General features: G+C 67.1%; 18 protein-coding genes and 2 pseudogenes. 12 read left to right on the top strand and 8 right to left on the bottom strand.

The annotated features are described in order from the left end of the window. Nucleotides 1-95: 95 nt before the first annotated feature. Nucleotides 96-1,625 carry a serine/threonine-protein kinase gene (locus tag ACLP9N_RS05605; RefSeq protein ID WP_442406452.1) on the bottom strand — a complete coding sequence of 510 codons (1,530 nt, stop codon included), beginning with the start codon at nt 1,623-1,625 and terminating at the stop codon, nt 96-98. Nucleotides 1,626-1,756: 131 nt separating this feature from the next. Between ACLP9N_RS05605 and ACLP9N_RS05600 the strand changes: the two genes are divergently transcribed. Then, a complete protein-coding gene (locus tag ACLP9N_RS05600) occupies nt 1,757-2,860 on the top strand; it encodes a calcium:proton antiporter (RefSeq protein ID WP_442406451.1) in 1,104 nt (367 codons plus the stop codon). A gap of 24 nt (nt 2,861-2,884) precedes the next feature. Here ACLP9N_RS05600 and ACLP9N_RS05595 read toward each other — a convergent pair whose 3' ends face one another. After that, complete coding sequence (locus ACLP9N_RS05595) at nt 2,885-3,343, bottom strand: peroxiredoxin (RefSeq protein WP_442406450.1); 459 nt, start codon at nt 3,341-3,343, stop codon at nt 2,885-2,887. A gap of 125 nt (nt 3,344-3,468) precedes the next feature. Between ACLP9N_RS05595 and ACLP9N_RS05590 the strand changes: the two genes are divergently transcribed. The 10 genes and pseudogenes from ACLP9N_RS05590 to ACLP9N_RS05545 form a co-directional block, all read left to right on the top strand. Then, nucleotides 3,469-5,022: an anthranilate synthase component I gene (locus ACLP9N_RS05590; RefSeq protein ID WP_442406449.1), complete on the top strand. Its 1,554-nt coding sequence runs from the start codon at nt 3,469-3,471 to the stop codon at nt 5,020-5,022. Next, entirely contained in the window at nt 5,012-5,710 is a 699-nt protein-coding gene (locus ACLP9N_RS05585) for a TIGR02234 family membrane protein (RefSeq protein WP_442406448.1), read from the top strand. The genes ACLP9N_RS05590 and ACLP9N_RS05585 overlap by 11 nt, the downstream gene beginning before the upstream one ends. An 88-nt stretch (nt 5,711-5,798) precedes the next feature. Then, nucleotides 5,799-6,617 (top strand): indole-3-glycerol phosphate synthase TrpC, encoded by an 819-nt coding sequence (trpC, locus tag ACLP9N_RS05580; protein WP_442406447.1) that lies wholly within the window; start codon nt 5,799-5,801, stop codon nt 6,615-6,617. 35 nt (nt 6,618-6,652) lie between these two features. Then, complete coding sequence (gene trpB / locus ACLP9N_RS05575; RefSeq protein WP_442406446.1) at nt 6,653-7,915, top strand: tryptophan synthase subunit beta; 1,263 nt, start codon at nt 6,653-6,655, stop codon at nt 7,913-7,915. Beyond that, a complete protein-coding gene (gene trpA, locus ACLP9N_RS05570) occupies nt 7,912-8,721 on the top strand; it encodes a tryptophan synthase subunit alpha (RefSeq protein WP_442406445.1) in 810 nt (269 codons plus the stop codon). The genes trpB and trpA overlap by 4 nt, the downstream gene beginning before the upstream one ends. Beyond that, nucleotides 8,718-10,466, top strand: coding sequence for a prolipoprotein diacylglyceryl transferase (locus tag ACLP9N_RS05565; RefSeq protein WP_442406444.1), 1,749 nt, complete (start codon nt 8,718-8,720; stop codon nt 10,464-10,466). The genes trpA and ACLP9N_RS05565 overlap by 4 nt, the downstream gene beginning before the upstream one ends. Nucleotides 10,467-10,610: 144 nt before the next feature. Then, on the top strand, nt 10,611-10,988 hold the full coding sequence (locus tag ACLP9N_RS05560; protein WP_442406459.1) for a DUF2752 domain-containing protein: 378 nt from the start codon (nt 10,611-10,613) through the stop codon (nt 10,986-10,988). 108 nt (nt 10,989-11,096) lie between these two features. After that, a complete protein-coding gene (pyk, locus tag ACLP9N_RS05555) occupies nt 11,097-12,515 on the top strand; it encodes a pyruvate kinase (RefSeq protein ID WP_442406443.1) in 1,419 nt (472 codons plus the stop codon). Further along, complete coding sequence (locus ACLP9N_RS05550; protein WP_442406442.1) at nt 12,516-13,376, top strand: acyl-CoA thioesterase II; 861 nt, start codon at nt 12,516-12,518, stop codon at nt 13,374-13,376. It begins immediately after the preceding gene. 57 nt (nt 13,377-13,433) lie between these two features. After that, nucleotides 13,434-14,832 (top strand): annotated as a pseudogene (locus ACLP9N_RS05545) (bifunctional lysylphosphatidylglycerol flippase/synthetase MprF); the annotation flags it as partial. Here the strand turns inward: ACLP9N_RS05545 and cydC are convergent. The 6 genes and pseudogenes from cydC to ACLP9N_RS05515 form a co-directional block, all read right to left on the bottom strand. Further along, a pseudogene (cydC, locus tag ACLP9N_RS05540) lies at nt 14,769-16,528 on the bottom strand (thiol reductant ABC exporter subunit CydC). The pseudogenes ACLP9N_RS05545 and cydC sit on opposite strands and share 64 nt — an antisense overlap. After that, entirely contained in the window at nt 16,515-18,137 is a 1,623-nt protein-coding gene (gene cydD / locus ACLP9N_RS05535; RefSeq protein ID WP_442406441.1) for a thiol reductant ABC exporter subunit CydD, read from the bottom strand. The pseudogene cydC and the gene cydD overlap by 14 nt, the downstream one beginning before the upstream one ends. 56 nt (nt 18,138-18,193) lie before the next feature. Further along, on the bottom strand, nt 18,194-19,234 hold the full coding sequence (cydB, locus tag ACLP9N_RS05530; protein WP_442406440.1) for a cytochrome d ubiquinol oxidase subunit II: 1,041 nt from the start codon (nt 19,232-19,234) through the stop codon (nt 18,194-18,196). Nucleotides 19,235-19,263: 29 nt separating this feature from the next. Further along, the gene (locus ACLP9N_RS05525; protein ID WP_442406439.1) at nt 19,264-20,718 is read right to left on the bottom strand and encodes a cytochrome ubiquinol oxidase subunit I; all 1,455 of its coding nucleotides are present in this window, start codon (nt 20,716-20,718) and stop codon (nt 19,264-19,266) included. 69 nt (nt 20,719-20,787) lie between these two features. Then, on the bottom strand, nt 20,788-21,408 hold the full coding sequence (locus tag ACLP9N_RS05520) for an HdeD family acid-resistance protein (RefSeq protein WP_442406458.1): 621 nt from the start codon (nt 21,406-21,408) through the stop codon (nt 20,788-20,790). Nucleotides 21,409-21,420: 12 nt separating this feature from the next. Further along, a complete protein-coding gene (locus ACLP9N_RS05515) occupies nt 21,421-22,758 on the bottom strand; it encodes an adenylate/guanylate cyclase domain-containing protein (protein WP_442406438.1) in 1,338 nt (445 codons plus the stop codon). Nucleotides 22,759-23,030: 272 nt separating this feature from the next. On the opposite strand from ACLP9N_RS05515, the gene ACLP9N_RS05510 reads away from it, so the two are divergent. After that, a partial coding sequence (locus ACLP9N_RS05510) for a PE family protein (RefSeq protein ID WP_442406437.1) occupies nt 23,031-24,928 on the top strand: 1,898 nt, incomplete at its 3' end.

The raw sequence follows: 24,928 nt of genomic DNA, 5'->3' as shown, positions 1-24,928 counted from the left end.
ACGGCCCGACTGTGACTATTGAAGCGTAAGTGGCACAAGGGATTACGGAGATCTAGCAACCCTGGTCCGCGCGGCCCGCGCGCTAACCCAGAGGGCTAACTCGGCGCGACGTCCAATCCGTTGGCGGCGACTATCGCCGCGCGTGCCCATTCGCGGTGGAAAACGGCCGGTCCGATGCGGTCGCGGCGAATGATCTCGAGATCGATGGCTTTGCCCTGGATCACCGCGTTGGGCACCCGGAACGAAAAGGACGGTTGGTCGGTGGCCACGGCCAGGATGGCATCGGTGTCGGCGAAGCCGTTGGCGAGCATGGTGTCCTCGGCCCATCTGAACGGCTTGAGGCCGCCGAAATTATTGACGTAGACCACCCACAGGCGGGTGCCGCGCTCGTGGTAGAGCCTGGCGAGGGCCCTGCCCACCCCGGCACGCTCGACGGGACCGAGCACACCCGATTGATCGGTGATCTGGCTGGTGAGCTTGAGCGCCGGCGCTGACGGGGGCGCCCCGCCGCCGCTGCTCGGTGGCGCCACCGACGCCGAAGGGGCGCTGCTGTTCTTGTGGTGAGCCCGCGCGCCCAGCATGCGAACACCGATCACCGCGGCCACCGCTACCAGCGCGACGGCGACCAGCGCCGCGATCACCATCGCCGGCCCCCGCCGGTTGCCGCGCGTTTCCGCAGATCCCTCGGCGGAATTCTTCGGCGCCGCGATCACTTCCGTCGGTCCCGCGATGACTTCCGTCGGGCCCGCCACGGCGGCCGGGGCAGTAAGGCCCTGGCCGGCAAGCGCCGACGCGAAATCCGCGCACGTCGCATAGCGTTCTTTGGGGTCCTTGGCCATCGCCTTGGCAATCACTGCGTCGAGTTCCGCCAACTCAGGTCGCCGTTCACTGACCAGCGGTGGTGACGCGGACAAGTGCTGGCTGATGACCACCGCCGGGTTGGAGTGCTGGAACGGGGCGGCCCCGGTGAGCAGGTTGAACGTGGTACAGCCGAGCGCGTATTGGTCGGCACGCGCGTCAAGATCGTTACCTTGCAATTGCTCGGGAGCGCAGTACGCGGTCGTCCCCACCAACATGTTCGTCGCGGTCAGACCGCTGATCTCGCCCATCTCGCGGGCGATGCCGAAATCGGCGAGCAGGATGCGCCGTCGGGGGCTCGCCTCGCTCAGGAGGATGTTGGCGGGTTTGACGTCACGATGCAGCAGTCCGCGTGAATGGGCGTGATCGAGCGCGTCGGCGACGGCCGAAATGATCTCGGCGACATCGGCTTTCGGCATCCCGGACGGATACTGGCTGCGCAGCAGTTTCGCGGCGTCGGTTCCCTCGACGTAGTCCATCGATATCCACAGTTGCCCTTGGTATTCCCCGCGGTCATGGATGCCGACGATGTGCTCGTGGTACAAGCTCGCGGCCAGGTCGGCCTCACGATTGAAACGCTGGCGAAATTCCAAATCCTCGGTCAGATTGGTGGGCAAGATTTTCAGGGCATCGCGGCGGGGCAGTCGGGGATGCTGGGCCAGATACACGTGACCCATCCCGCCGGCCCCCAGCCGTCGAACGATGGTGTATCCGGCGAACACCTGTCCTTCCGCCAGACCTTCGCTGTTGCCACCGCTTTGCGACATGTGAGCATGCTACTGAGACCGCGACCGGCAGTGACCGGATAATCGCGGAGAACGGCGCGGCAGTGGTGGGGTCTGTTCAGGCCTATGCAGGCGGTTCGGCTGGCCGGTGAACCCGATGAGAATGGCGGTTGATGGTGAAACGCGTGTCCTGGGCTTCCTGGGCCACAGTCGTGCCGCTGCTTGCCCTCGCCACCCTCGCGATGACCTGGGGCGAAGAAATCGGGCCGATAACCGCCGTTGGGGTGGCGGTTGTGATGGGCGGCGCGGTGCTGGCGGCGGTCAACCACGCGGAGCTTGTTGCCGCCAGGGTCGGCGAGCCGTTCGGGTCGCTGGTGCTTGCCGTCGCGGTGACCATCATCGAGGTGGCGCTCATCGTCGCGCTGAGGGCCTCCGGCGGAAACGAGGCGGCGACGCTGGCCCGGGACACCGTCTTCGCGGCGGTGGTGATCACGATGAACGGGATCGCCGGTCTGTCATTGCTGCTCGGTTCCCGACGTTACGGCGTGACGTTGTTCAACGCCGAGGGCAGCGGGGCTGCGCTGGCCACGCTCACCACGCTGGCGACGCTGAGCCTGGTGCTGCCCACATTCACCAGCAGCCAGGTGGGCAAGGAGTTCTCACCCGTTCAACTCACGTTTGCCGCGGTCGCCTCGTTGGGGCTGTACCTGCTCTTCGTGTTCACCCAGACGATCCGGCATCGTGACTTTTTTCTGCCGGTCGCCCAAAAGGGCCAAAAAGCGCTCGTATTCGAAGACGACAGCCACGCGGAGCCGCCCAGCACCCGGTCGGCGCTGACCAGCCTTGCCCTGCTGCTTGTCTCGCTGTTCGTGGTGGTGGGCCTGGCCGAAGAGGAGTCGCCGCCCATCGAGCGTTTGGTGTCGGCGGCCGGATTCCCACACTCATTTGTCGGCGTGGTGATCGCGGCCCTCGTACTGATGCCGGAGACACTCGCCGCGGTGCGTGCGGCGCGCCAGGGGCGTATCCAGACCAGCCTCAACCTCGCCTACGGCTCGGCGTTGGCCAGCATTGGGCTCACCATCCCGGCCCTCGCGCTGGCGTCCGTCTGGATCAAAGGGCCCCTGGTGCTTGGGCTGGGCCCGCTGCAGCTGGCGCTGCTTGCGCTGACCGTGGTGATCAGCGTGCTGACCGTGGTGCCCGGGCGTGCCACCCGACTGCAGGGTGAGGTGCACTTGGTGGTGCTCGCCGCTTACGTCTTTTTGTCGCTCTTCCCGTAACGCTCCAGAAGTTGGGGCGCCGCGCTAAGACCGTGCGCGTAGCGTCTCGAGCGCCTTATCGGCGTGGGTGTCCATGCTGATCTCGCTGGAGATCACGTCGAGCAGCTTGCGGTCAGTGTCGATGACAAAGGTCGTGCGCTTGACCGGTATCAATTTGCCGAGCAGACCACGCTTGACGCCGAACTGGGTGGCGACCTTGCCTTCGGTGTCCGACAGCAGCGGGTAGTCGAAATTCTGCGTATCGGCGAACTTGGCCTGTTTGTCGACGGGGTCGACGCTGATGCCGACCCGGTTGGCCCCGGCCGCGGCGAACTCCGCGGCCAAGTCGCGGAAGTGACACGCTTCCTTGGTGCAGCCGGGCGTCATCGCGGCCGGGTAAAAGAACAGCACCACGGGGCCGGTGGAAAGCAGGTCGCTGAGCTTACGCGGCTGCCCGGTCTGATCGGGAAGCTCGAAGTCGGCCACGGTGTCACCAGTTTTCATGGCCGTCAGGCTACGCCCCGGTCATTTCCTCCTCGCGAGCGTGCGTGTCTGTGCACAGACACGCCGCGCTGACCGGCATTCTGCGCACGCTCGGGCAGGGCCACCGCGTCTGCGAGGATGGTTCGGTGACTGCGCACCTCGCCGCCACCTCCTCACGGGAGGACTTCCGCCAGCTAGCGGCGGAACACCGTGTGGTTCCGGTGACCCGCAAGGTCTTGGCCGACAGCGAGACGCCGCTCTCGGCCTACCGCAAGCTCGCCGCCAATCGCCCGGGCACTTTTCTGCTGGAGTCCGCCGAGAACGGCCGATCCTGGTCGCGGTGGTCTTTCATCGGCGCCGGGGCGCCGTCGGCCCTGACGGTGCGTGACGGCGAAGCGGTGTGGCTGGGCACCGTGCCGCAGGACGCGCCCACCGGAGGCGACCCGCTGCAGGCGCTGCAGGCCACTCTCGAGCTGCTGGCCACCGCGGTGCTACCGGGGCTTCCGCCGCTGTCCGGGGGCATGGTGGGCTTTTTCGCCTACGATCTGGTGCGTCGCCTGGAGCGCCTGCCGGAACTGGCCGTCGACGACCTGCAGCTGCCGGACATGCTGTTGCTGCTGGCCACTGACGTTGCCGCGGTCGACCACCACGAGGGCACCATCACCCTGATTGCCAACGCCGTGAACTGGAACGGCACCGACGAACGCGTCGATGAGGCCTACGACGACGCGATCGCCCGGCTGGACGTGATGACCGCCGCGCTGGGCGTGCCGCTGCCGTCGACGGTTGCCACGTTCAGCAGACCCGAGCCGCGGCAGCGGGCGCAGCGCACGGTTGAGGAGTACGGCGCCATCGTCGATCACCTCGTCGCACAGATCGAAGCCGGCGAAGCGTTTCAGGTGGTGCCCTCGCAGCGCTTCGAGGTGGACACCGACGTCGATCCGATCGACGTGTACCGCATGCTGCGGGTGACCAACCCAAGCCCCTACATGTATTTGCTCCATGTACCGAATAGCCAAGGGGCAAAGGACTTTTCGATCGTCGGATCCAGTCCCGAGGCGCTGGTCACCGTGCAGGACGGTCGCGCGACGACGCATCCGATCGCGGGAACCCGGTGGCGGGGGCAGACCGAGGAAGAAGATCAGCTGCTGGAAAAGGACCTGCTGGCAGACGAAAAGGAACAGGCAGAGCACCTGATGCTGGTCGACCTCGGGCGCAACGACCTCGGCCGGGTCTGCACGCCGGGCACCGTTCGCGTCGAGGATTACAGCCACATCGAACGCTATAGCCACGTGATGCACCTGGTGTCCACGGTGACGGGGATGCTCAGCGAAGACCACACAGCCCTGGACGCGGTCACCGCCTGCTTCCCGGCCGGCACACTGTCGGGCGCGCCGAAGGTGCGGGCCATGGAGCTGATCGAAGAGGTGGAGAAGACGCGCCGCGGCCTCTACGGCGGCGTCGTCGGCTACCTCGACTTCGCCGGCAACGCCGACTTCGCGATCGCCATCCGCACCGCGCTGATGCGTGACGGCACCGCCTATGTCCAGGCGGGCGGTGGGGTGGTGGCCGACTCCAACGGGCTCTACGAATACACCGAGGCGACAAACAAGGCGCGCGCGGTACTGAGTGCGATCGCCGCCGCCGAGACGCTGGCATCCCCGGATTTGGGCCCGGGCGAGAGCGGCGATGGCTCCTAAAACCGGGAGCGCCCGGCCCCCCCGCCTGACGAGCCGGCTGACAATCGGGATCGCCCAGCTGCTGCTGGTGTTGGCAGCCGCGGCACTGTGGACGGCATCGCGGATGCCGTGGGTGGTGATTCGGTCGTTCGATGGGCTTGGACCGCCCAAGTCGGTGACGCTGTCCGGGGGGTCGTGGTCGACGGCTCTGCTGCCGTTGGCGGTGCTGCAACTGGCCGCCGCGGTCGCGGCCCTCGCCGTGCGCGGCTGGGTGTTGCGGGCGCTGGCGGCCTTGCTGGCACTGGTGAGCTTTGCCGTCGGCTACCTGGGCTTCAGCCTGTGGGCGGTCCCGGACGTGGCGGTGCGCGGAACCGATCTGGCGCACATTCCGCTGGTAACGCTGGTGGGAACCGAGCGGCACTATTGGGGCGCGGCGGCCGCGGTGCTGGCCGCGGTGTGCACCCTGATCGCGGCGGTTTTGTTGATGCGGGCGGCTTCGATCGTCGGGCCTGCCCGCGAGAGCACGACGAAGTACGCGTCGAAATATCTATCGCCCGGTGCACGCCGTTCGATCGCGGGGCGCGACGACGCTGACACCGCCAGTCCACAGATGTCGGAACGCATGATCTGGGATGCGCTCGACGAGGGCCGTGACCCAACCCGGGACCCCACCGATCGGCCCCGCGAGTCTGACACCGAGGGTCGGTGATGGACCGCGCGCCGACGGTCGCTACCCTTCATGAGTCGTCGAAATCGGCTGTGGGCCGTGGGTGACAGTACGAAGGGAAACGGCAGGCATGACTCCGGCAACCGTGCTTGACTCCATTCTCGATGGAGTCCGGGCCGACGTTGCCGCGCGCGAGGCGCGGATCAGCCTTTCCGAGATCAAAGCGGCCGCCGCGGCGGCACCGCCACCGCGCGATGTGATGTCGGCCTTGCGCGAGCCCGGCATCGGTGTCATCGCGGAGGTCAAGCGGGCCAGTCCGTCAGCGGGCTCACTGGCGCCTATTACCGATCCGGCCAAGCTGGCTCGCGCCTACGAGGACGGCGGCGCACGGATTATCAGTGTGCTGACCGAAGAGCGGCGTTTTCACGGTTCGCTCGATGACCTTATTGCGGTGCGCGCCGTCGTCTCGATTCCGTTGTTGCGCAAAGATTTTGTGGTGCAGCCGTATCAGATCCACGAGGCGCGTGCGCATGGCGCCGACATGTTGTTGCTCATCGTCGCGGCTTTGGACCAGTCGGCATTGGTGTCGATGCTCGACCGCACCGAATCATTAGGTATGACAGCGCTCGTCGAGGTGCACGACGAAGACGAAGCCGACCGGGCGCTGAAGGCCGGGGCGAAGGTGATCGGGGTCAACGCGCGTGATCTCAAGACGCTCAAGGTCGACCGGGATTGCTTCGCGCGAATCGCGCCCGGGTTGCCCAGCAACGTGATCAGGATCGCCGAATCCGGTGTGCGAGGCACCGCAGATCTGTTGGCCTACGCCGGCGCCGGTGCTGACGCCGTGCTGGTCGGTGAAGGTCTGGTCAAAAGTGGTGACCCGCGGGCTGCGGTTGCGGATCTGGTCACCGCCGGCACCCATCCGTCCTGTCCCAAACCGGCTCGCTAGTCGTTGATGAGCCGCGATCGCCTCAAGGCTTCGTGATGGCAGATCTATCCCGCCCGGGTCTTCCGCGCACTAGTGCGGCGATCGCCGAACCCACCCGCCATGACCCCGATTCAGGTGGGCATTTCGGTGTTTACGGTGGTCGTTACGTCGCCGAGGCATTGATGGCGGTGATCGAGGAGGTCACCACCGCCTACGAGAAGGAACGCGTCAATCAGGACTTCCTGGACACCCTGGACAAGTTGCAGACGCACTACGCTGGCCGGCCGTCACCGCTGTATGAAGCCGGCCGGCTCAGTGAGCACGCCGGCGGGGCGCGCATCTTCCTCAAGCGAGAAGACCTGAACCACACCGGTTCTCACAAGATCAACAACGTGCTCGGTCAGGCGTTACTGGCGCGCAGAATGGGCAAGAAGCGGGTGATCGCGGAGACCGGTGCCGGCCAGCACGGGGTGGCCACCGCCACCGCATGCGCGCTGCTCGGCCTGGACTGCGTCGTCTACATGGGTGCCGTCGACACCGCACGTCAGGCGCTCAACGTGGCGAGGATGCGGCTGCTCGGTGCCGAGGTCGTCTCCGTCGACAGCGGCTCGCAAACGCTCAAAGATGCCATCAACGAGGCGTTCCGGGACTGGGTTACCAACGCCGACAACACCTACTACTGCTTCGGTACGGCGGCCGGACCTCATCCCTTCCCGGTCATGGTGCGTGATTTCCAGCGAATCATCGGCCTGGAGACGCGCGTGCAGATCCAGGAGCAGGCCGGCCGGCTGCCTGATGCGGTAACCGCATGCGTCGGGGGAGGATCCAACGCCATCGGGATTTTCCACGCGTTCCTCGATGACCCGGGCGTGCGGCTGGTGGGATTCGAAGCGGCCGGCGACGGTGTCGAGACCGGCAGGCATGCCGCGACATTCACCGGCGGTTCCCCTGGCGCGTTTCAGGGATCGTTCTCGTACTTGTTGCAAGACGAGGACGGTCAGACCATCGAATCCCATTCGATCTCAGCGGGTCTGGACTATCCGGGGGTGGGTCCAGAGCATGCGTGGCTCAGGGAGACCGGACGTGCCGAATACCGGCCCATCACCGATTCCGAGGCGATGGACGCGTTTCGCCTGCTGTGCCGCGCGGAAGGGATCATTCCGGCTATCGAATCGGCGCACGCGGTGGCCGGTGCCCTCGAGTTGGGAGCTGAAATGGGGAGGGGTTCGGTCATTGTGGTCAATCTTTCGGGCCGCGGCGACAAGGACGTCGAGACGGCCGCGAAGTGGTTCGGCCTACTGGACCAGGGCAAGCAATGACGGTGGAACACAGCCAAGCAAGCAGGTTAGGGCCGCTTTTCGATACGTGCCGCGCAGCCGACCGTGCGGCACTGATCGGTTATCTGCCGACCGGTTACCCCGACGTGCCGACGTCGGTGGACGCGATGATCGCGCTCGTCGAATCCGGTTGCGATCTCATCGAAGTCGGGGTGCCATATTCCGATCCTGGCATGGACGGCCCGACCATTGCCCGGGCAACCGAGGCCGCGCTTCGTGGGGGTGTGCGAGTCCGGGATACGCTGGCCGCGGTGGAGGCGATCAGTAGGGTCGGGGGATGTGCGGTGGTGATGACGTATTGGAATCCGGTGTTGCGCTACGGGGTTGATGCGTTCGCGCGGGATCTGGGCTCTGCCGGCGGACACGGCCTGATCACTCCCGACCTCATCCCCGACGAGGCGCAACAGTGGATGGCGGCATCCGACGAGCATCGGCTGGATCGGATCTTTTTGGTGGCGCCTTCCTCGACGCCTCAGCGGTTGGCAGCCACCGTCGAGGCGTCGCGCGGATTCGTCTACGCCGCCTCGACGATGGGTGTGACCGGGGCGCGTGACGCGGTGTCGCACGCCGCGCCCGAACTGGTCGGCAGGGTAAAGGCGGTGTCTGACATACCCGTCGGCGTCGGCTTGGGTGTGCGATCGCGGGAGCAAGCCGCACAGATCGCCGGCTACGCCGACGGGGTCATCGTCGGTTCTGCGTTGGTGTCGGCGTTGAGCGACGGTTTGGCCGCCTTGCGCGCACTGACCGAGGAACTCGCCGGCGGTGTACGCCAAGGGGTGTCCGCGTGACGACCACCTGGCTCGCTTATTTTCCTAGTCCGCCACGTGGGGTCTGGCACCTCGGGCCGCTGCCTATTCGCGCCTACGCGGTGTTCATCATCATCGGTATCGTGGCCGCGCTGCTGATCGGCGACCGGCGGTGGGAGGCCCGCGGCGGCGAGCGCGGCGTCATCTACGACATCGCCATGTGGGCCGTACCTTTCGGATTGCTTGGGGGCAGGCTCTATCACCTGGCCACCGATTGGCAGACGTATTGGGGTCCGGGGGGTGCCGGTTTCGGCGCGGCGCTACGCATCTGGGATGGGGGCCTGGGCATTTGGGGCGCGGTGGCCCTCGGTGGTGTTGGTGCGTGGATCGGCTGTCGACGCCGCGGAATTCCGTTGCCCGCGTTCGGCGATGCGCTGGCCCCGGGACTCGTCTTGGCGCAGGCCATCGGCCGGCTGGGTAACTATTTCAACCAGGAGCTGTACGGCCGGGAAACCACATTGCCGTGGGGTCTGCAGATCTTCTACCGCCGGGATCCATCGGGATTCGTGGATCCACATTCGCTCGACGGCGTCTCGACCGGGCAGGTGGCGCTCGTCGTGCAGCCGACGTTCCTTTACGAATTGATCTGGAACGTTCTGGTATTCGTCGCATTGATCTACGTAGACCGGCGGTACAAGCTAGGTCACGGTCGACTGTTCGCCGTCTATGTCGCCGCGTATTGCGTCGGTCGCTTCTGCGTCGAGCTGTTGCGTGACGACGCCGCCACACACATCGCCGGAATCCGGATCAATTCGTTCACATCGACTTTCGTCTTCATCGGGGCCGTGGTCTACATCATCCTGGCCCCGAAGGGCCGCGAGGACCCCGAAACGCTGCGCGGCACTTATTACGTTCCTTTAGAACCCGAACCGGCGACCGAGCTGGCATCCGTCGCCGCAGCCTCCGCTGCGGTGAGCGTTGCCGGAGCGGAGGGTTCGACAGAATCGCTCGAATCTGGCCGCGTCGCGGAAGCTGAGTCCGATGAGCCTGAAACCGTGAAGGCTGAAGTGGCGGAGGCTGAAGCCGAGCCAGAGCCCGGCGATCCTGAAGTCGCGGAGCCTGAGGTCGCGGAGGCTCAAGCCGAAGAGCCTGAGCCTGAAGAGCCCGAAGTCGTGGAGCATGAAGCCGCGGAGGCCGAGGTCGAAGAGCCTGAAGCCGAAGCGCCTGAAGTCGCGGAACCTGAAGCCCTCGAGCCTGAAGCCCTCGAGCCTGAAGCCACGGAGCCTGAAGCCGCGGAGCCTGAAGCCGCCGAGCCTGAAGCCGTCGAAGCTGAAGCCGAAGAGCCCGCGGCCGAAGCGCCTGAACCCGAAGCGGAGGCTGAGATCCAGGCCGAAGACGCCGAGGCCACAGACGCGGAAGCTGAAGCTGAAGCTGACCAGCCGGCGGCCGCCGAGCCTGAAGCCGAAGAGTCGGCCCACGCAGAGGGTGACTTAGCGGCCGACGAAGACCAGCCTGAGGAGTCCGCTGACGACGCGGCGCTGGCGGCCCCCGGTGCATCCAGCGCATCCGACGTCGAAGCGCAGGACGGCGACGAGCAGCCGGAACCGGCCAAGGAAGCCGCCGAAGAAGCCGCCGAAGAAGCCGAGCCGGCCTCAGAGCCAGAAACCGACGCCAAACCCGAAGAATCGGTTACGGAGAAAGCCGCTGCGGAAAATCTGCCCGAAGAAGAAGCCGAGCCGACCCGGAGGCGGTGGGGCTTCGGGCTGAGGAACCGGAGGGGCCGGTAGCCGCAGACCGGACTCCGGCGAATCTGGCATGCTGAAAACGTGACTGACCAGCCCTGGAATGGCGCCGCACAGGACGCCGCCGAGTGTGGCCCGCCCCCAGGGCAGTGCGCCGCCAGCCACGCGCACGGCCGCCACCGTCGTCGTTTGTACGGCGCCGCGGCGTCGGGCGCGCTGTTCGCCGGTGCGCTGGGCTACATCGGGCTTGTCGACCCGCACAACACGAAGTCGGTCTATCCGCAGTGTCCGTTCAAGATGCTCACCGGCTGGAACTGTCCCTTCTGCGGTGGGCTCCGAATGACGAATGACCTGCTGCATGGTGATCTGGCGGCCAGCATCAACGACAACGTCTTCCTGTTCGTCGGCATCCCGGTGTTGATCGGCTGGATGGTGCTGCGACGGCGCCTTGGCCGGTCAGTGCTGCCGATCCCGGCGTGGGTAACGATTGTGGTTGCGGCGTTCGCCTGGACAGTGCTGCGTAACCTGCCCGGCTTTCCGCTGGTTCCTACCATTCTCAGCGGGTAGCTGACGCGCCGTGGCGCCGAGCCGGTGCCGCCGATTTCCCCCACGGTTGAGCACCGCGTGACATCGAGGCAACCTGGCGGTCGCGCGCGACGACTATGCTGAGTCGTCGTGGCGAGACGCGGAAAGATCGTCTGCACTCTCGGTCCGGCCACCAGGAGTGACGAGGTGGTTCTGGCTTTGGTCGAGGCCGGAATGGACGTCGCCAGAATGAACTTCAGTCATGGCGACTACGCCGACCACAAAGCCGCCTACGAGCGGGTGCGCGCCGCCTCCGACACGACCGGCCGCGCGGTCGGAATCCTCGGCGACCTGCAGGGCCCCAAGATCCGGCTGGGGCGCTTCGCCACGGGATCCACCTACTGGGCCGACGGCGAAACAGTCCGGATCACCGTCGCCGACTGCGAAGGCACCCACGACCGGATCTCGACCACCTACAAGAAGTTGACCACGGACGCCATGGTCGGCGACCGGGTTCTGGTCGACGACGGCAAGCTTGGATTGTTCGTCGAGGGTATCGAGGGCGACGACGTGATCTGCAAGGTCGTCGAGGGCGGCCCGGTCAGCAACAACAAGGGCATCTCGCTGCCCGGGATGAACGTGTCGGCGCCGGCCTTGTCGGAGAAGGACGTCGAGGATCTCACCTTCGCGCTGAACCTCGGCGTTGACATGGTGGCGCTTTCCTTCGTGCGCTCGCCCTCCGACGTCGAGCTGGTGCACGAGGTGATGGATCGGGTCGGGCGGCGCGTACCGGTGATCGCCAAACTCGAGAAGCCCGAGGCCATCGACAATCTGGAAGCGATCGTGCTGGCCTTTGACGCTGTCATGGTGGCCCGCGGCGACCTGGGGGTTGAGCTGCCGCTGGAAGAGGTTCCGCTGGTGCAGAAGCGGGCCATCCAGATGGCCCGGGAGAACGCCAAACCGGTCATCGTGGCAACCCAGATGCTCGACTCGATGATCGAGAACTCACGGCCGACCCGAGCCGAGGCCTCCGATGTGGCCAACGCTGTGCTCGACGGCGCCGATGCGCTGATGTTGTCCGGGGAAACGTCGGTGGGCAAGTACCCGCTGGCCGCCGTCCGGACGATGTCGCGCATCATCTGTGCGGTTGAGGACAATTCCACGGCCGCACCGCCGTTGACGCATGTGCCGCGCACCAAGCGGGGAGTGATCTCGTATGCCGCGCGCGACATCGGCGAGCGGCTCGACGCCAAGGCATTGGTCGCGTTCACCCAGTCGGGCGACACGGTCAAGCGACTGGCGCGTCTGCACACCCCCCTGCCGCTGCTAGCCTTCACCGCGTGGCCCGAAGTGCGCAGCCAACTGGCTATGACCTGGGGCACCGAGACCTTCATCGTCCCGATAATGGAGTCCACCGACGAGATGATCCGCCAGGCCGACAAGTCGCTGGTCGAGTTGGGTCGCTACAGGCGGGGTGATCTAGTGGTTATTGTCGCCGGCGCGCCACCTGGCACCGTGGGGTCAACCAACCTGATCCACGTACACCGGATCGGGGAGGACGACCTCTAGGTGTCCGACTTCGACGAACTGCTGGCGGTACTGGACCTCAACCGCCTCGCCGATGATTTGTTCATGGGATCCCATCCCAGCAAGAACCCGATGCGGACGTTCGGCGGCCAGCTCATGGCGCAATCGTTGGTCGCGAGCAGCCGCACGCTGACCCGCGACGACCTGCCGCCCAGCGCGTTGTCGGTGCACTTCATCAACGGCGGGGACACCGCCAAAGACATCGAATTCCACGTCGTGCGCCTGCGTGACGAACGGCGCTTCGCCAATCGGCGCGTCGACGCCGTGCAGGACGGCACGCTGTTGTCTTCGGCGATCATCTCGTACATGTCCGGCGGCGCCGGCCTCGAGCACGGCGTCGCTCCGCCGGAGGTGGCCGAGCCCGACACCATGCCGCCGATGGGCGAATTGTTGCGCGGCTACGAGGAGACCGTGCCGCACTTCGTCAACGCCCTGCACCCGATCGAATGGCGCTACACCAACGACCCGGCCTGGGTGATGCGGGACAAGGGTGACCGCCTTCCCCACAACCGGGTCTGGGTCAAGGCCGACGGTGTGCTGCCCGACGATCCCGTGTTGCACACGGCAGCCATGGTCTATTCGTCGGACACCACCGTGCTGGACTCGGTCATCACCACCCACGGGCTGTCCTGGGGCTTCGACCGTATCTTCGCCGCGTCCGCCAACCACACGGTGTGGTTTCACCGGCAGGTCGACTTCAACGACTATGTGTTGTATTCGACGTCGTCTCCGGTGGCCGCCGATTCCCGCGGGTTGGGCACCGGGCATTTCTTCGATCGCTCCGGGCAGGTCGTCGCCACGGTGGTGCAGGAAGGCGTGCTGTTATATTTTCCGCCGTCCTGACGACAGATCGGGCGTAACGTCGAAATCGTCTGGATTTCGGGGCATCGGGAGGTGCGCGTGGAGGGGCCGCCGGTGGGTGTCGGACTGCGGCTCCGCGCGCGCGAACACGTTGTCGTGCAAGTCGATTCGGTCGCGGCCCGCTGGGTCGGCGCCTTTGCGCTGTTCAGCGCGGCGTGCTGGCTGATCGTAATACTCGCGCGTCACCACCATCACCCGGAATGGCACTGCGCGGGTCGGTTGGGCTGGTCGCTGACGGTTCTGGCCGCGGTGGCGCTCATTGCTCGGGGCATTTTCCTGGGTCGTCCGGTGACGGCCATGCACGCCACCGTCGCTGCCCTCTTTGTGTTGGCGGGCCTGGCCGCGCACGTGCTCGCGTTCGATTTGCTCGGTGACGCACTGATCGCGGGCTCGGGGTTGGTGTTGATGTGGCCGACATCGTCGCATCCCCAGCCCGAGGAGCTGCCGCGGGTGTGGGAGTTGATCAACGCGACCAGCGCGGATCCGTTGGCGCCGTCGCCATGCAGCCGGGCAAGAGCTACCACTTCACGGCTGACGAGGCAGCGGCGCTGGCCTACCGGACGCGGATGGGGTATGCGGTGGTCAGTGGCGACCCGGTCGGCGACGAGGGGCAGTTCCCTGAGTTGGTATCCGGTTTCGCGGCTCTGTGTCATACCCGCGGCTGGCGCATCGCGGCGGTGGCGCTGCAGTGAGCACCGGCGCAGCTTGTGGGCCCGCTCTGCGGTGCTGGGGCAATCGCCGTCCGCACTACCGATGGGCCGCGACGTCGTCGTCGACGTGTCCAGCTTCGACATGGTGGGGGCGCGAGTTTCGCAACCTGCGCCAGGCGGTAAAGCGCACCCACAACCGCGGGATCACGACCGAGATCGTGGCAGAGCAGGAACTCGACGATAAGCAGCGAGCTGAGCTGGCTGACGTGCTGCGGGCATCACTGAGCGGCGCCCACACCGATCGCGGATTCAACATGAACCTGGACGGCGTGCTGGAAGGCCGATTTCCCGGGATACTGCTGATCATCGCCAGGGACGCCTCGGGCCAGGCACAGGGCTTTCACCGGTACGCGACGGCCGGTGGCGGTCGCGATATCACTTTGGATGTGCCGTGGCGTCGTCGCGGAGCGCCGAACGGGATCGACGAACGGCTCAGCATCGACATGATAGCGGCTGCCAAAATTGCTGGTGCGCAACGGGTATCGCTGTCGTTCGCGACGTTCCCGGAGTTGTTCGACGGCTCCCAATCGGGTCTTTTGCACGGCTTCTTTTACCGGCTGGCCCATTTGCTCGATCCGTTGATCGCGGTTGAGTCGCTGTACCGGTATGTGCGTAAGTTTCACGCGTTGGACGCCCAGCGCTATGCGTTGGTCTCAACAGCGGCTCAGATGATTCCGATGATGCTCGTGGTGATGTCCCCGGAGTTCATGCCGCGCCGCCGACACTTACGCGTAGCTCCGCGCAGCGAATGTCGTTAGGCAAGTGGTGAGTAGCGACCACTACCGTCCGCTCTGTGGTCATGAGCCCGCGATTCGGGCCCAACAGATCACGCAGGACCAGGTCGGCGTCGGTCGCGTCGAGGTGCTCGGTGGGTTCGTCGAGCAGCACAATTCGGGCGGGCGAGATTATCGCCCGCGCCAGCAGCAACCTCCTGCGCTGGCCCGCTGAGACCGCTTGCGCGCCACCGGTCAACACCGTCGACAGGCCCTCGGGCAGACTGGAGAGCCATCCGCTGAGGCCGACCGCATCCAGGGCCGCCGTCAGTTCGTCGTCCCGGCAGTCGCCGCGGGCGACCAGCAGGTTGTCCCGCACGGTCGTGGCGAAGATGTGCGTGTCCTCGGCGAAAAAGCTGACGGTCCTGTGCAATTCGGCCTCGTCGAACTGATCCAGGCCGGTTCCATCCAGCGTCACCTGTCCGCGTAGCGGCGGCAGCAGTCCGGCGAGCGTCATCAGCAGTGTCGTCTTACCGGAGCCGCTGGCGCCGGTGACGGCCAGCCGGGCGCCCGCTGGTAGGTCAAGCGTCACGCGGGCCGACTGCGCCCCGTCAGGGTGACCCGAACACACGTCGGCGGACAACCGGCCGGTGCCGCCGGGTAGTGGCGCCAGGGGTGCTGAAGCCGTCGGTTCAGTGCACGTTGGCGGGGCGAGGTCGAGCAGACGGCGCGCGGCGATCCGCGACCGCGTCAGCTGGACGGCGGCGGCCGGCAGGGGAGTCATCGCTTCGAACGCGGAGAGCGGCAACAGCATCAGCACCGCGAGTGTGGTCGGAGCGGTCGTGGGTGCCATCCCGATCCCGGCCACCACGGCGCCGAGCACGCTGGCTCCGATGGCCGCGGTGGGCATCGCCTCGGCGATGGCAGCCGGTCTGGCGGCGGCATCGAGCGCGGTGCCCCAGGCGCGTTGGCGGCGTTGGGATTCGGCGATGACGTCGGGGAGTGCGCCCGCGACACGAAGCTCGGGGGCGTGCTCGAGCGCGATCATCGCCGCCGTGTCTCGCTCGGAATGATGCTGTCGGGCAATCGCTTCCTGCGTTGCGGCGGCGGCCCCGGAAAGCCACGGCGCGACGACGCCGGCGACGAGAAGACAGATCGCCAGCACCGCCGCTGCCGCCGGTGAGATCGCCGCGACAACCGCGGTCGCGGCCAGCCCCAGCACCGCCGCGACGCCCACCGGGACCAGGGCCCGCACCAGCACGTTGGCCAGTTCGTCGACGTCGGCGCCGACGCGGGCCACCAGCTCACCGCTGTGTAGCCGGACCGCCGCCGCTGCCGGCCCGTGTGCGAGGCGGTGATAGATCTGCTCCCGCGCTGTGCTGGCTGCGCGCAGGGCGGTGTCGTGGGTTGCCAGTCGCTCGCAATAGTGCAACAGGCCCCGAGAGATCGCGAACGTTCGAACCGCCACCACCGCGACGGAAAGGTCAAGCACGGGCGGCATCTGCCAGGCCCGGGTGATCAACCAGGCCGAAACTCCGGCGAGCGCCAGCGCGCTGCCCAGCGACAGCACGCCCAGCGCGACGGCAACCAGGAGGCGGGGCAGTCGCGGGCGCAACAGGCTCGACGCGGCCAGCAGTGCAATCTGGCGGCGACCCGCGGCGCCCGGCTCCGCCGCGCTCGCGATCGCCGCGGCGGGATCAGACGGGCGCATAGCGCATTTCTGCATCCGAGACCACTTCGACGACCCGGTCACCGATCGCGACGACCCGTTCGCGATGTGCGACGACCACCACCGTCGCGCCGGCCCGTGCCCGCTCAACGACGGCCCGCAACACCCGGTCCTCGGTGTGCGCGTCCAGGTGCGCGGTGGGCTCGTCGAGCAGCAGCACCGGGGCGGGCGATCCGAGCGCTCGGGCCAGGCCGAGCCGTTGCCGCTGGCCCAGCGACAGCCCGATGCCACCACGCCCGAGCACGGTGTTCATCCCGTCTGGCAGCTCGGCCAGCACAGTATCGAATCCTGCTGCAGTGCAGGCGCTTTCAAGGTCATCGGGGTCATCCAGATCGCCGAGCAGGACCAGGTTGTCGTGCACGGTACCGGGGACCAGCACGGGGTGTTGCGGCAGCCAGGACAACTGCCGCCACCACGCCGCGGGGTCCAAGTCGGCGACGTCGACTCCGGCCACCGTGACCCGGCCCGATGATGGCTGCGTGAGTCCGATAACCGCCTGCAGCGAGGTGCTCTTGCCCGCCCCGTTGCGTCCGGTCAGCACCGTCACCCGGCCGGGTTCGATCACCGCGCTGAGATCGCGGGGTGCGTGGCCGTCTCGGCCGGTCACGCTGAGGTTCTCTAGCCGGATCACCGCCGCGCGGGCGACGACCGTTCGTTGTCCCACGGGTGTGTGCGTTGGCTCGCCGATGAGCGCGAACGCTTTGTCGGCGGCGGTTCTGCCATCTTGAGCGGCATGGAATTCCACGCCGATGCGACGCAGCGGCCAGTACACGTCCGGCGCGAGCAGCAGCACCGTCAGCCCCGCAGCCAGGCTCATCTCGCCGAACACCAGGCGCAGGCCGATGCTGACCGCCACCAGCGCCACACCCAGGGTGGCCATCAATTCGAGCACCAGCGCCGACAGGAACGCGATCCGCAGTGTCGCGATCGCCGAGCGCCGGTGGGCGGCGCCGAGTTCGGCGATGCGTCGTTCCGGACCTGAGGCGCGGCCCAGCGCCCGCAGGGTCGGGATGCCGGCGATCAGATCCAGCAGCCGCGCCTGCAGGGTCGACATGGCGGCCAGCGCGGCCGCTGATCGATCCGCCGTCGCCAGCCCGATCAGCACCATGAACACCGGTATCAAAGGCAGTGTGATCGCCACGATCACCGTCGATTTCAGGTCGTAGAGCGCGATCACGGCGACGGTCGCCGGGGTCAGGATTGCGGCGAGAAGCAATGTGGGCAGGTACCCGGTGAAATAGGGGCGCAAGCCGTCGAGGCCGCGGGTGACCACGATCGCGGCGTCGTCGCGCTGTGCCGCGAGCTCACTGGGCTGGCGCGCCGTGACCGCCGCGAGCACTTCACCGTTGAGGTCGGCGATAACCGCGCTGGCTCCTCGTTGGCCCAGGCGTGCCTGAAGCCAGTGCGTCACGGCGCGGATAACCCATAGCCCCAACAGGATTGACAGGGGACCCCGGCAAGCGTCCAGGCTGCGTGCGGAGGGGTCGGTGATGACGTGCGCGACGATGCTTGCCAGCACAGCTGCCGAGCCGATCGCGCAGCCGGAGATCACCACCCCGCAGCCCACGGTGGCGACCAGGAAGCGGCGCAACGCGGTCGATGCCCGCCAAAGCCGCGGGTCTAGCGGCGCCCGAGAGCCCCTTGTGCTCAGGACGGATGCCTTGCCAGACCGATGGGCGACGGTAGCCGTTCAGCCGAGATGCGTTGCCGGAAAACCCAATACGTCCAGGCCTGGTATACCACCGTCAGCGGCGCCATGAACGCCGTCACCCACGTCATGACCTTGAGGGTGTATGGGGTCGACGAGGCGTTGTAGATGGTCAAGCTCCACTGCTCGTCCAGGGTCGAGGGCACCAGGTTTGGATACAACGCGCCGAACAACAGAATCACCACGGCCGCAACCACCAGTGCCGTGCAGGCGAACGCCCAGCCGTCGGACATGCGCCGCCACACCAATAAGATCGCCGCTAGCTGAGCCACGACCGCGGCGGCGAGCACCAGCCAGGTCCAGTCCTTGCCGTACGCGAGTTGCGTCCAAAGCCCAAAGCCGGCGACCAGTCCGGTTACCGGAAGCGATAGCCACATCGCGAAGCGGTGCGCGTCGTCGCGGATCGCGCCGGAGGTCTTCAAAGCGACGAACACAGCGCCGTAGAACAAAAACAGCCCGGCGGTCGCCACGCCGCCCAAAAGCGTATAGGCGTTGAGCACATCGCCGATCGACAGGTGGACGTGGCCGTCGGCGTCCACCGGCAGCCCGCGCACGAGGATCGCGAACGCGACACCCCACAATATGGCGGGCAGCCAAGACCCCGCTGCGATACCGAAATCGGCCCAGCCTCGCCACTTCGTGTCGTCGACTTTGCCGCGCCATTCGATCGCCACCGCGCGCACGATCATGCCGAACAGGATGGCCAGCAGCGGTAAATACAGCGTCGAGAACACCGTGGCGTACCAGCCGGGAAATGCGGCGAACATCGCCGCGCCACCGACGATGAGCCAAACCTCGTTGCCGTCCCACACCGGTCCGATGGTGTTGAGCGCGGTGCGACGGATTGGTTCCGGTTCGCCGATGCCAACGCGGGCGAGCGGTTCCATCAACATGCCGACGCCGAAGTCGAAGCCCTCCAGGATGAAGAAACCGAGGAACAGCACCCCGATGATGCCGAACCATAACTGTTGGAGTCCCACCGGTCAGCTCCTTTCGCGATCAATACGCTTCAGTACGCAAAAGACAGCGGCGCCACCTCGTCGTCGCCGGGTGTCGGCGGCGCAGCGGGTTCGGCGTCATGTTCCAGCGGCCCTTCGACGATGTAGCGCTTTTGCAGCCAGAACCAAATGACCGCGAGCACCGCGTAAACCAGCGTGAACGTCACCAGCGAGGTGACCACCATGGCGGACGCATGGCTTGAGACCCCTTCGCGGACGGTGAGCCGGACCAGCTGATCGCCCGTCGGGTTCGGCGCGACAATCCACGGCTGACGGCCCATCTCGGTGAACACCCACCCCGAAATGTTGGCCAGGAACGGTGTGGGAATGGTCAGCAGTGCGAACCAGGAGAACCACCGCTGGGTGGGGGTTCGGCCGCCGCGGGTGAACCACAGCGTGGTCAGCGCGAACAGCACCGGAATCGCCAGCAACCCGATCATCGCCCGGAACGACCAGTAGGTGACAAACAGGTTGGGCCGGTAGTCGTTTGGCCCGAACCTGTATTGGTAGTCCCGCTGCAGGTCGCGCACGCCTTGCAGCGTCACGCCGCTGAATCGGCTGTCGGCGAGAAACGGCAGGACGTAGGGCACCTCGATCACACGTGAGATGCTTTCGCAATTGTTGTGCGTCCCCACCGTCAGGATGGAGAAGTCCGGATCGGTTGCGGTGTCGCACAACGATTCTGCCGATGCCATCTTCATCGGTTGTTGAACGAACATCAACTTGCCTTGGGTGTCGCCGGTGAAGAACAGGCCGACGGCGGCAATCAGCGCAATCCAACACCCGAGGATGGCCGTCGGGCGGTACATGGTGGGGCCATCTGAGTCGCCGCCTTTGTGAGACCGCACCAGCCACCACGCGCTGACGGCGGCGACGAACGTTCCAGCGGTCAGCAGCGAACCGGCGACAGTGTGGGAAAAAGCCGCCCGCGCAGTGTTATTGGACAGTAGCGCGCCGATGCTTTCCAACTCGGCACGTCGTGTCGCCGGATTGTAGTGTGCGCCTACCGGGTGCTGCATGAACGAATTCGCCACGATGATAAAGAACGCGGACGCGTTGACAGCGAACGCGACAATCCAGATGCATGCCAGGTGTACCAACTTCGGCAGCCGGCCCCAGCCGAAGATCCACAACCCGATGAAGGTGGATTCGAAGAAGAAGGCGAACAGGCCTTCCATGGCCAGCGGCGCGCCAAAGATGTCACCGACGAACCGCGAGTACTCGCTCCAATTCATACCGAACTGAAACTCCTGCACGATCCCGGTCGCAACGCCGATCGCGAAGTTGATCAGGAACAACTTGCCGAAGAACTTGGTCAGGCGATACCACGCGGTCCTACCCGTAACCACCCACACCGTCTGCATGATGGCGAGCAGGGGAGCCAGGCCGATGGTGAGCGGCACGAAGATGAAGTGGTAGACGGTGGTGATCCCGAACTGCCACCGCGAAATGTCGACGACATTCATCTGTCATCTCCCGACTGCGGGCCGTATTAATGAGTTACGACATAGTGTAGTAAGTCGATTCGGCGGCCGCTACCCCTCCGAAGCCTTCGAACTCGCCGTGCGGAGTGTCTTCGTTGCGCCGTAGATGCCGAATGAGGCAACGGTTTCGAACGCGCCGATGACCACGAACCAGATGCCGACGACGAGCGCCAGGGTGAGGATCGACTCGAACGGCGATGCCAGCACCACGATGCCGGCGATCAAGCTGATCACGCCGACGAAAATCGACCACACGCGGCCGGGCAGGGTCGGATCGCTGATGGCCGAAACGGTGGTGGCCACACCGCGGAAGATGAACCCGATCCCCACCCAGATGGCCAGCAACAAGACCGCGTATCCCTGGCCGAAATGCCGAAACGCCAGCACGGCCAGGATCAGCGATGCTGCGCCGCTGACAAACAACAGGATCCGACTACCCGCCGAGACGTGCAGGCTGAACGCGAATATGGCCTGCGCGGCGCCCGTAATAACCAGGTAGATGCCGAACGCGACGGCGGCAATCAGAACCGATATTCCCGGCCAGGCCAGCACCACGATGCCCAGGATCAGCGACAGAATTCCCGATGCCAGAGTCGATTTCCACAAATGCGGCAACAAGGTTGGAACAGGGGTGGTCTCTGGACTGGTCTCCATGGCCGCAGTCTGGCAGATGCGGCTAGCGGCTCAGACGTGGGCCGTGCGTGGGTCCTCGGCGAGCAGTTCGCTGGTGACTTCGGCCTTCCGGCCGATGAGATACCACGTGCGCATGATGCCTTTGCCCTTGACCTCGATGCGGCCGCGCTCCTGCAGCACGAAGTCGTCCTTCAGGCGCTGGTACACATCCTCGGGGACTTGAATGCACCCCACCGAGTCGGTGGATTCCATCCGGGACGCGACGTTGACCGCGTCACCCCACACGTCGTAAAAGAACCGCCGAGAACCCACGACACCCGCGACCACGGGGCCGCTGGCCATGCCCACCCGCAGTGGCACGGAGAGGCCGTGCGGATCCCTCAGTCCGGCAGCGACATCCGCCATCTCGATGGCAAAGTCCGCCAGCGCCTGGGCGTGGTCGGGCCGCGGCCGCGGAACCCCGCTGACCACCATGTAGGAGTCGCCGCTGACTTTGATCTTCTCCAATCCGTGCTTGTCCACGAGCGCGTCGAAGGCGCCGTAGAGCTTGTCGAGGAACCGCACCAGATCGGCCGGCGCGGTGCTGCTGGCGCGCTCGGTGAAGCCGACGATGTCGGCGAACAGAACCGAGGCCTCGTCGTATTTGTCGGCAATTAGGCCGCGGTCGCCGCGGTCGGGCTCTTTCAGCCGCTCGGCGATGCTGGCCGGCAACATGTTGGCCAACAGGGCCTCGGAGCGGTCGTACTGGGCTTCCATGACCGCCTCGGCGCGCGCGGTGTCGCGCAGGGCGAACCACACCGTCACAACCACCATCGCGCAGGCGGAGATGGCCGTGACGACGAAGCCCATCGACTGGGCCCAGGCGGGCTGAAGCCCGGTGTTGGGCGGGACCAGGAACTCCAGTGCGATGACCAATCCGGCGGCCACGGCCGCTAGTCCCGCCGCCAACACGATGTGCTCGATTCCCAGCAACAGCACCACCAGGCACGCGCCGACCAAGTAGAAAAACTGAGAGCCCGAACCGGTGCCCACATCCCAGCACGTCGCGAAGACCGAGACGTAGGCTGCGCCGACAAAGGTAAGTGGCGCAACCAGATCTCCGAAGCGGCGAAGCAGCGGGACAACCGCGAAGATCATCGCGGCGACGACGTTGATCGAGGTGATCTCCCACGACCATGCATCGGTCACAACTTGCACGAGCACGAAGCTCGCGCTCACCATCACGGCCAGCCAGGCGGTGATAGTGAGCACCCGGGCCCGGCGGGCGTTGCTGTCGGCGTAGTGCTGATTGCGGTCGCGGGTCTGGGCGCGAACGGCCGCAACACAGTCTGGGCGGCCCGCCGAGCCGTCCGTTCCCGCTGATGAGGCACCGCACTTCTTAGCGCCCACGATCAAAGCCTAACCGGTGAGGGAGACGTTTGGCTGTGTTGTCGAGACTCACTCGATCGCTGGTAAGCCAGTCCGACATGCGGCGCTGTGTCAGCGTCCCGCTAGGCATGAAGTGTTGCCCGCGCCGGCGGTCGAAAAAGGTTGTGTGAGCTTTGTGTGAGCAGACGTCAAAAACCCAGAAGATCGGGTTGTCGCGACGGTCTGCACGATAGCCTCGGCCCGAGCGGGTTAATGGCGAGGGGCCAGCGCCCCGATTTGCGGGAGGTGGCCCAGTGTCGTTTGTTTTCGTGACTCCGGATGTGCTGGCGGCGACGGCCAGTGATGTGTCGGGCATCGGTTCGGCGGTGTCCGCGGCCAATACGGCGGCGGCAGCCCCCACGACGGGAGTGCTGGCCGCCGGTGCCGATGAGGTGTCGACGGCGGTGGCGGTGTTGTTTTCCCGCCACGCCGAGGCATATCAGGCGCTCAGCGCCCAGGCGGCGGGGTTTCATGAGCGGTTCGTGCAGGCCTTAACCGGCGCCGGGCAGACGTATGCGGCCGATGAGGCGGCCAACGCCTCACCGTTGCAGGCGGTGCTCAACGCGGTGAACGCGCCCGCCGAGGCGCTGCTGGGGCGCCCGCTGATCGGCAACGGCGCCAACGGCACCGCAACGCAGCCCGATGGGGGAGAAGGGGGATTGCTGTTCGGCAACGGCGGCAACGGCTTTGACAACAGCGCGAACGCCGGGGTGGCCGGTGGGGCCGGCGGGAATGCCGGGCTGATCGGCAATGGCGGGTCCGGCGGGTCCAGTGGGGCCGGGGCGGCTGGCGGCGCCGGTGGCCACGGCGGGTTTTTGTACGGCAACGGTGGTTTGGGCGGGACCGGCGGGGTTGCCGCCGTGGCCGGCGGGGCCGGCGCCAACGGCGGGCCTGGCGGGAATACCGGGTTAATCGGGGCCGGTGGGGCCGGCGCGAACGGCGGCGCCGGTGGGGCCGGCGCGAACGGCGGGAGCGGCGGCAACGGCGGGCCTGGCGGGAATACCGGGTTAATCGGGGCCGGTGGGGCCGGTGGAGCCGGCGGGCACGGTGGGGACGCCACCAGCAGCGGCGGAAACGGGGGGGCCGGCGGGTCCGGCGGGTCCGGTGGGGCCGGTGAGTACGGTGGTACTTCTGGGGCCGGCGGGGCCGGCGGGACCGGCGGAGGCGGCGGGGACAGCGGGTTTGGCGGCAGCGGGGGTGCCGGTGGGGCCGGTGGCACCGGGCGAGCCTCGAACGGGTCCGGTGGGGCCGGTGGGGCCGGCGGGGACGGCGGGGACGGCGGGAACGGCGGGCCTGGCGGCACCGGGGGTGCCGGTGGGGCCGGTGACGGCGGCGGGAACGGTGGAGCCGGCGGGCACGGTGGGAACGCCACCAGCGTCGGTGGGACCGGTGGGACCGGTGGATCCGGTGCTGCCGGTGGGGTCGGTGGGACGATCGGGACCGGTGGGGCAGGCGGAGACGGCGGGGACGGCGGGAGCGGCGGGGCTAGCGGTGGCGGTGGGGTCGGTGGGGCCGGTGGGACCGGCGGGCCCGGCGGTTTCGTGCAGGGTAACGGTGGGGCCGGTGGCAGCGGCGGGCAAGGCGGTGGGGCCAGCGGCTCCGGTGCCGCCATCGGCGGGTCCGGCGGGTCCGGCGGGGCTGGCGGCCTGATCGGGGAGGGCGGGGTCGGCGGGGACGGCGGGCAAGGCCGGGTCGGCGGGCAAGGCGGCACCGGCGGCGACGGCGGCGCGGTCTTCGGAAACGCCGGCGGCGGCGGGTCCGGCGGCGCCGCTAACATCGGGGCCGGCGGGGACGGCGGGGCCGGCGGTACCGGCGGCGGCCTTGGCGGGGATGGCGGACGTGGCGGCGCCGGTGGGGACGGCGGCACCGCCGGCGGTGCGGGCGGGTCCGGCGGCAACGCCGGCGTGTTCAACGGCAACGGCGGGATCGGCGGCGCCGGCGGGGCCGGGCTGTCCGGAAACGGCGGGGTCGGCGGGGCCGGCGGGCACGCCGCGCCGTTCGCCGGTGACGGCGGGGCGGGCGGGGCGGGCGGGGCGGGCGGCGCCAACGATGCGTTGCTGCTCGGGACCGGCGGCAGCGGCGGGGCGGGGGGTTTGGGTGGTGGTGGCGGCATCGGCGGGGCTGGTGGCACCGGCGTGGGCTTTGGCGTGGA

Source organism: Mycobacterium sp. (assembly GCF_052144515.1).
In the GTDB taxonomy this organism is placed as follows: Bacteria; Actinomycetota; Actinomycetes; order Mycobacteriales; family Mycobacteriaceae; genus Mycobacterium.
This window is presented reverse-complemented; position numbering and strand designations above follow the sequence as displayed.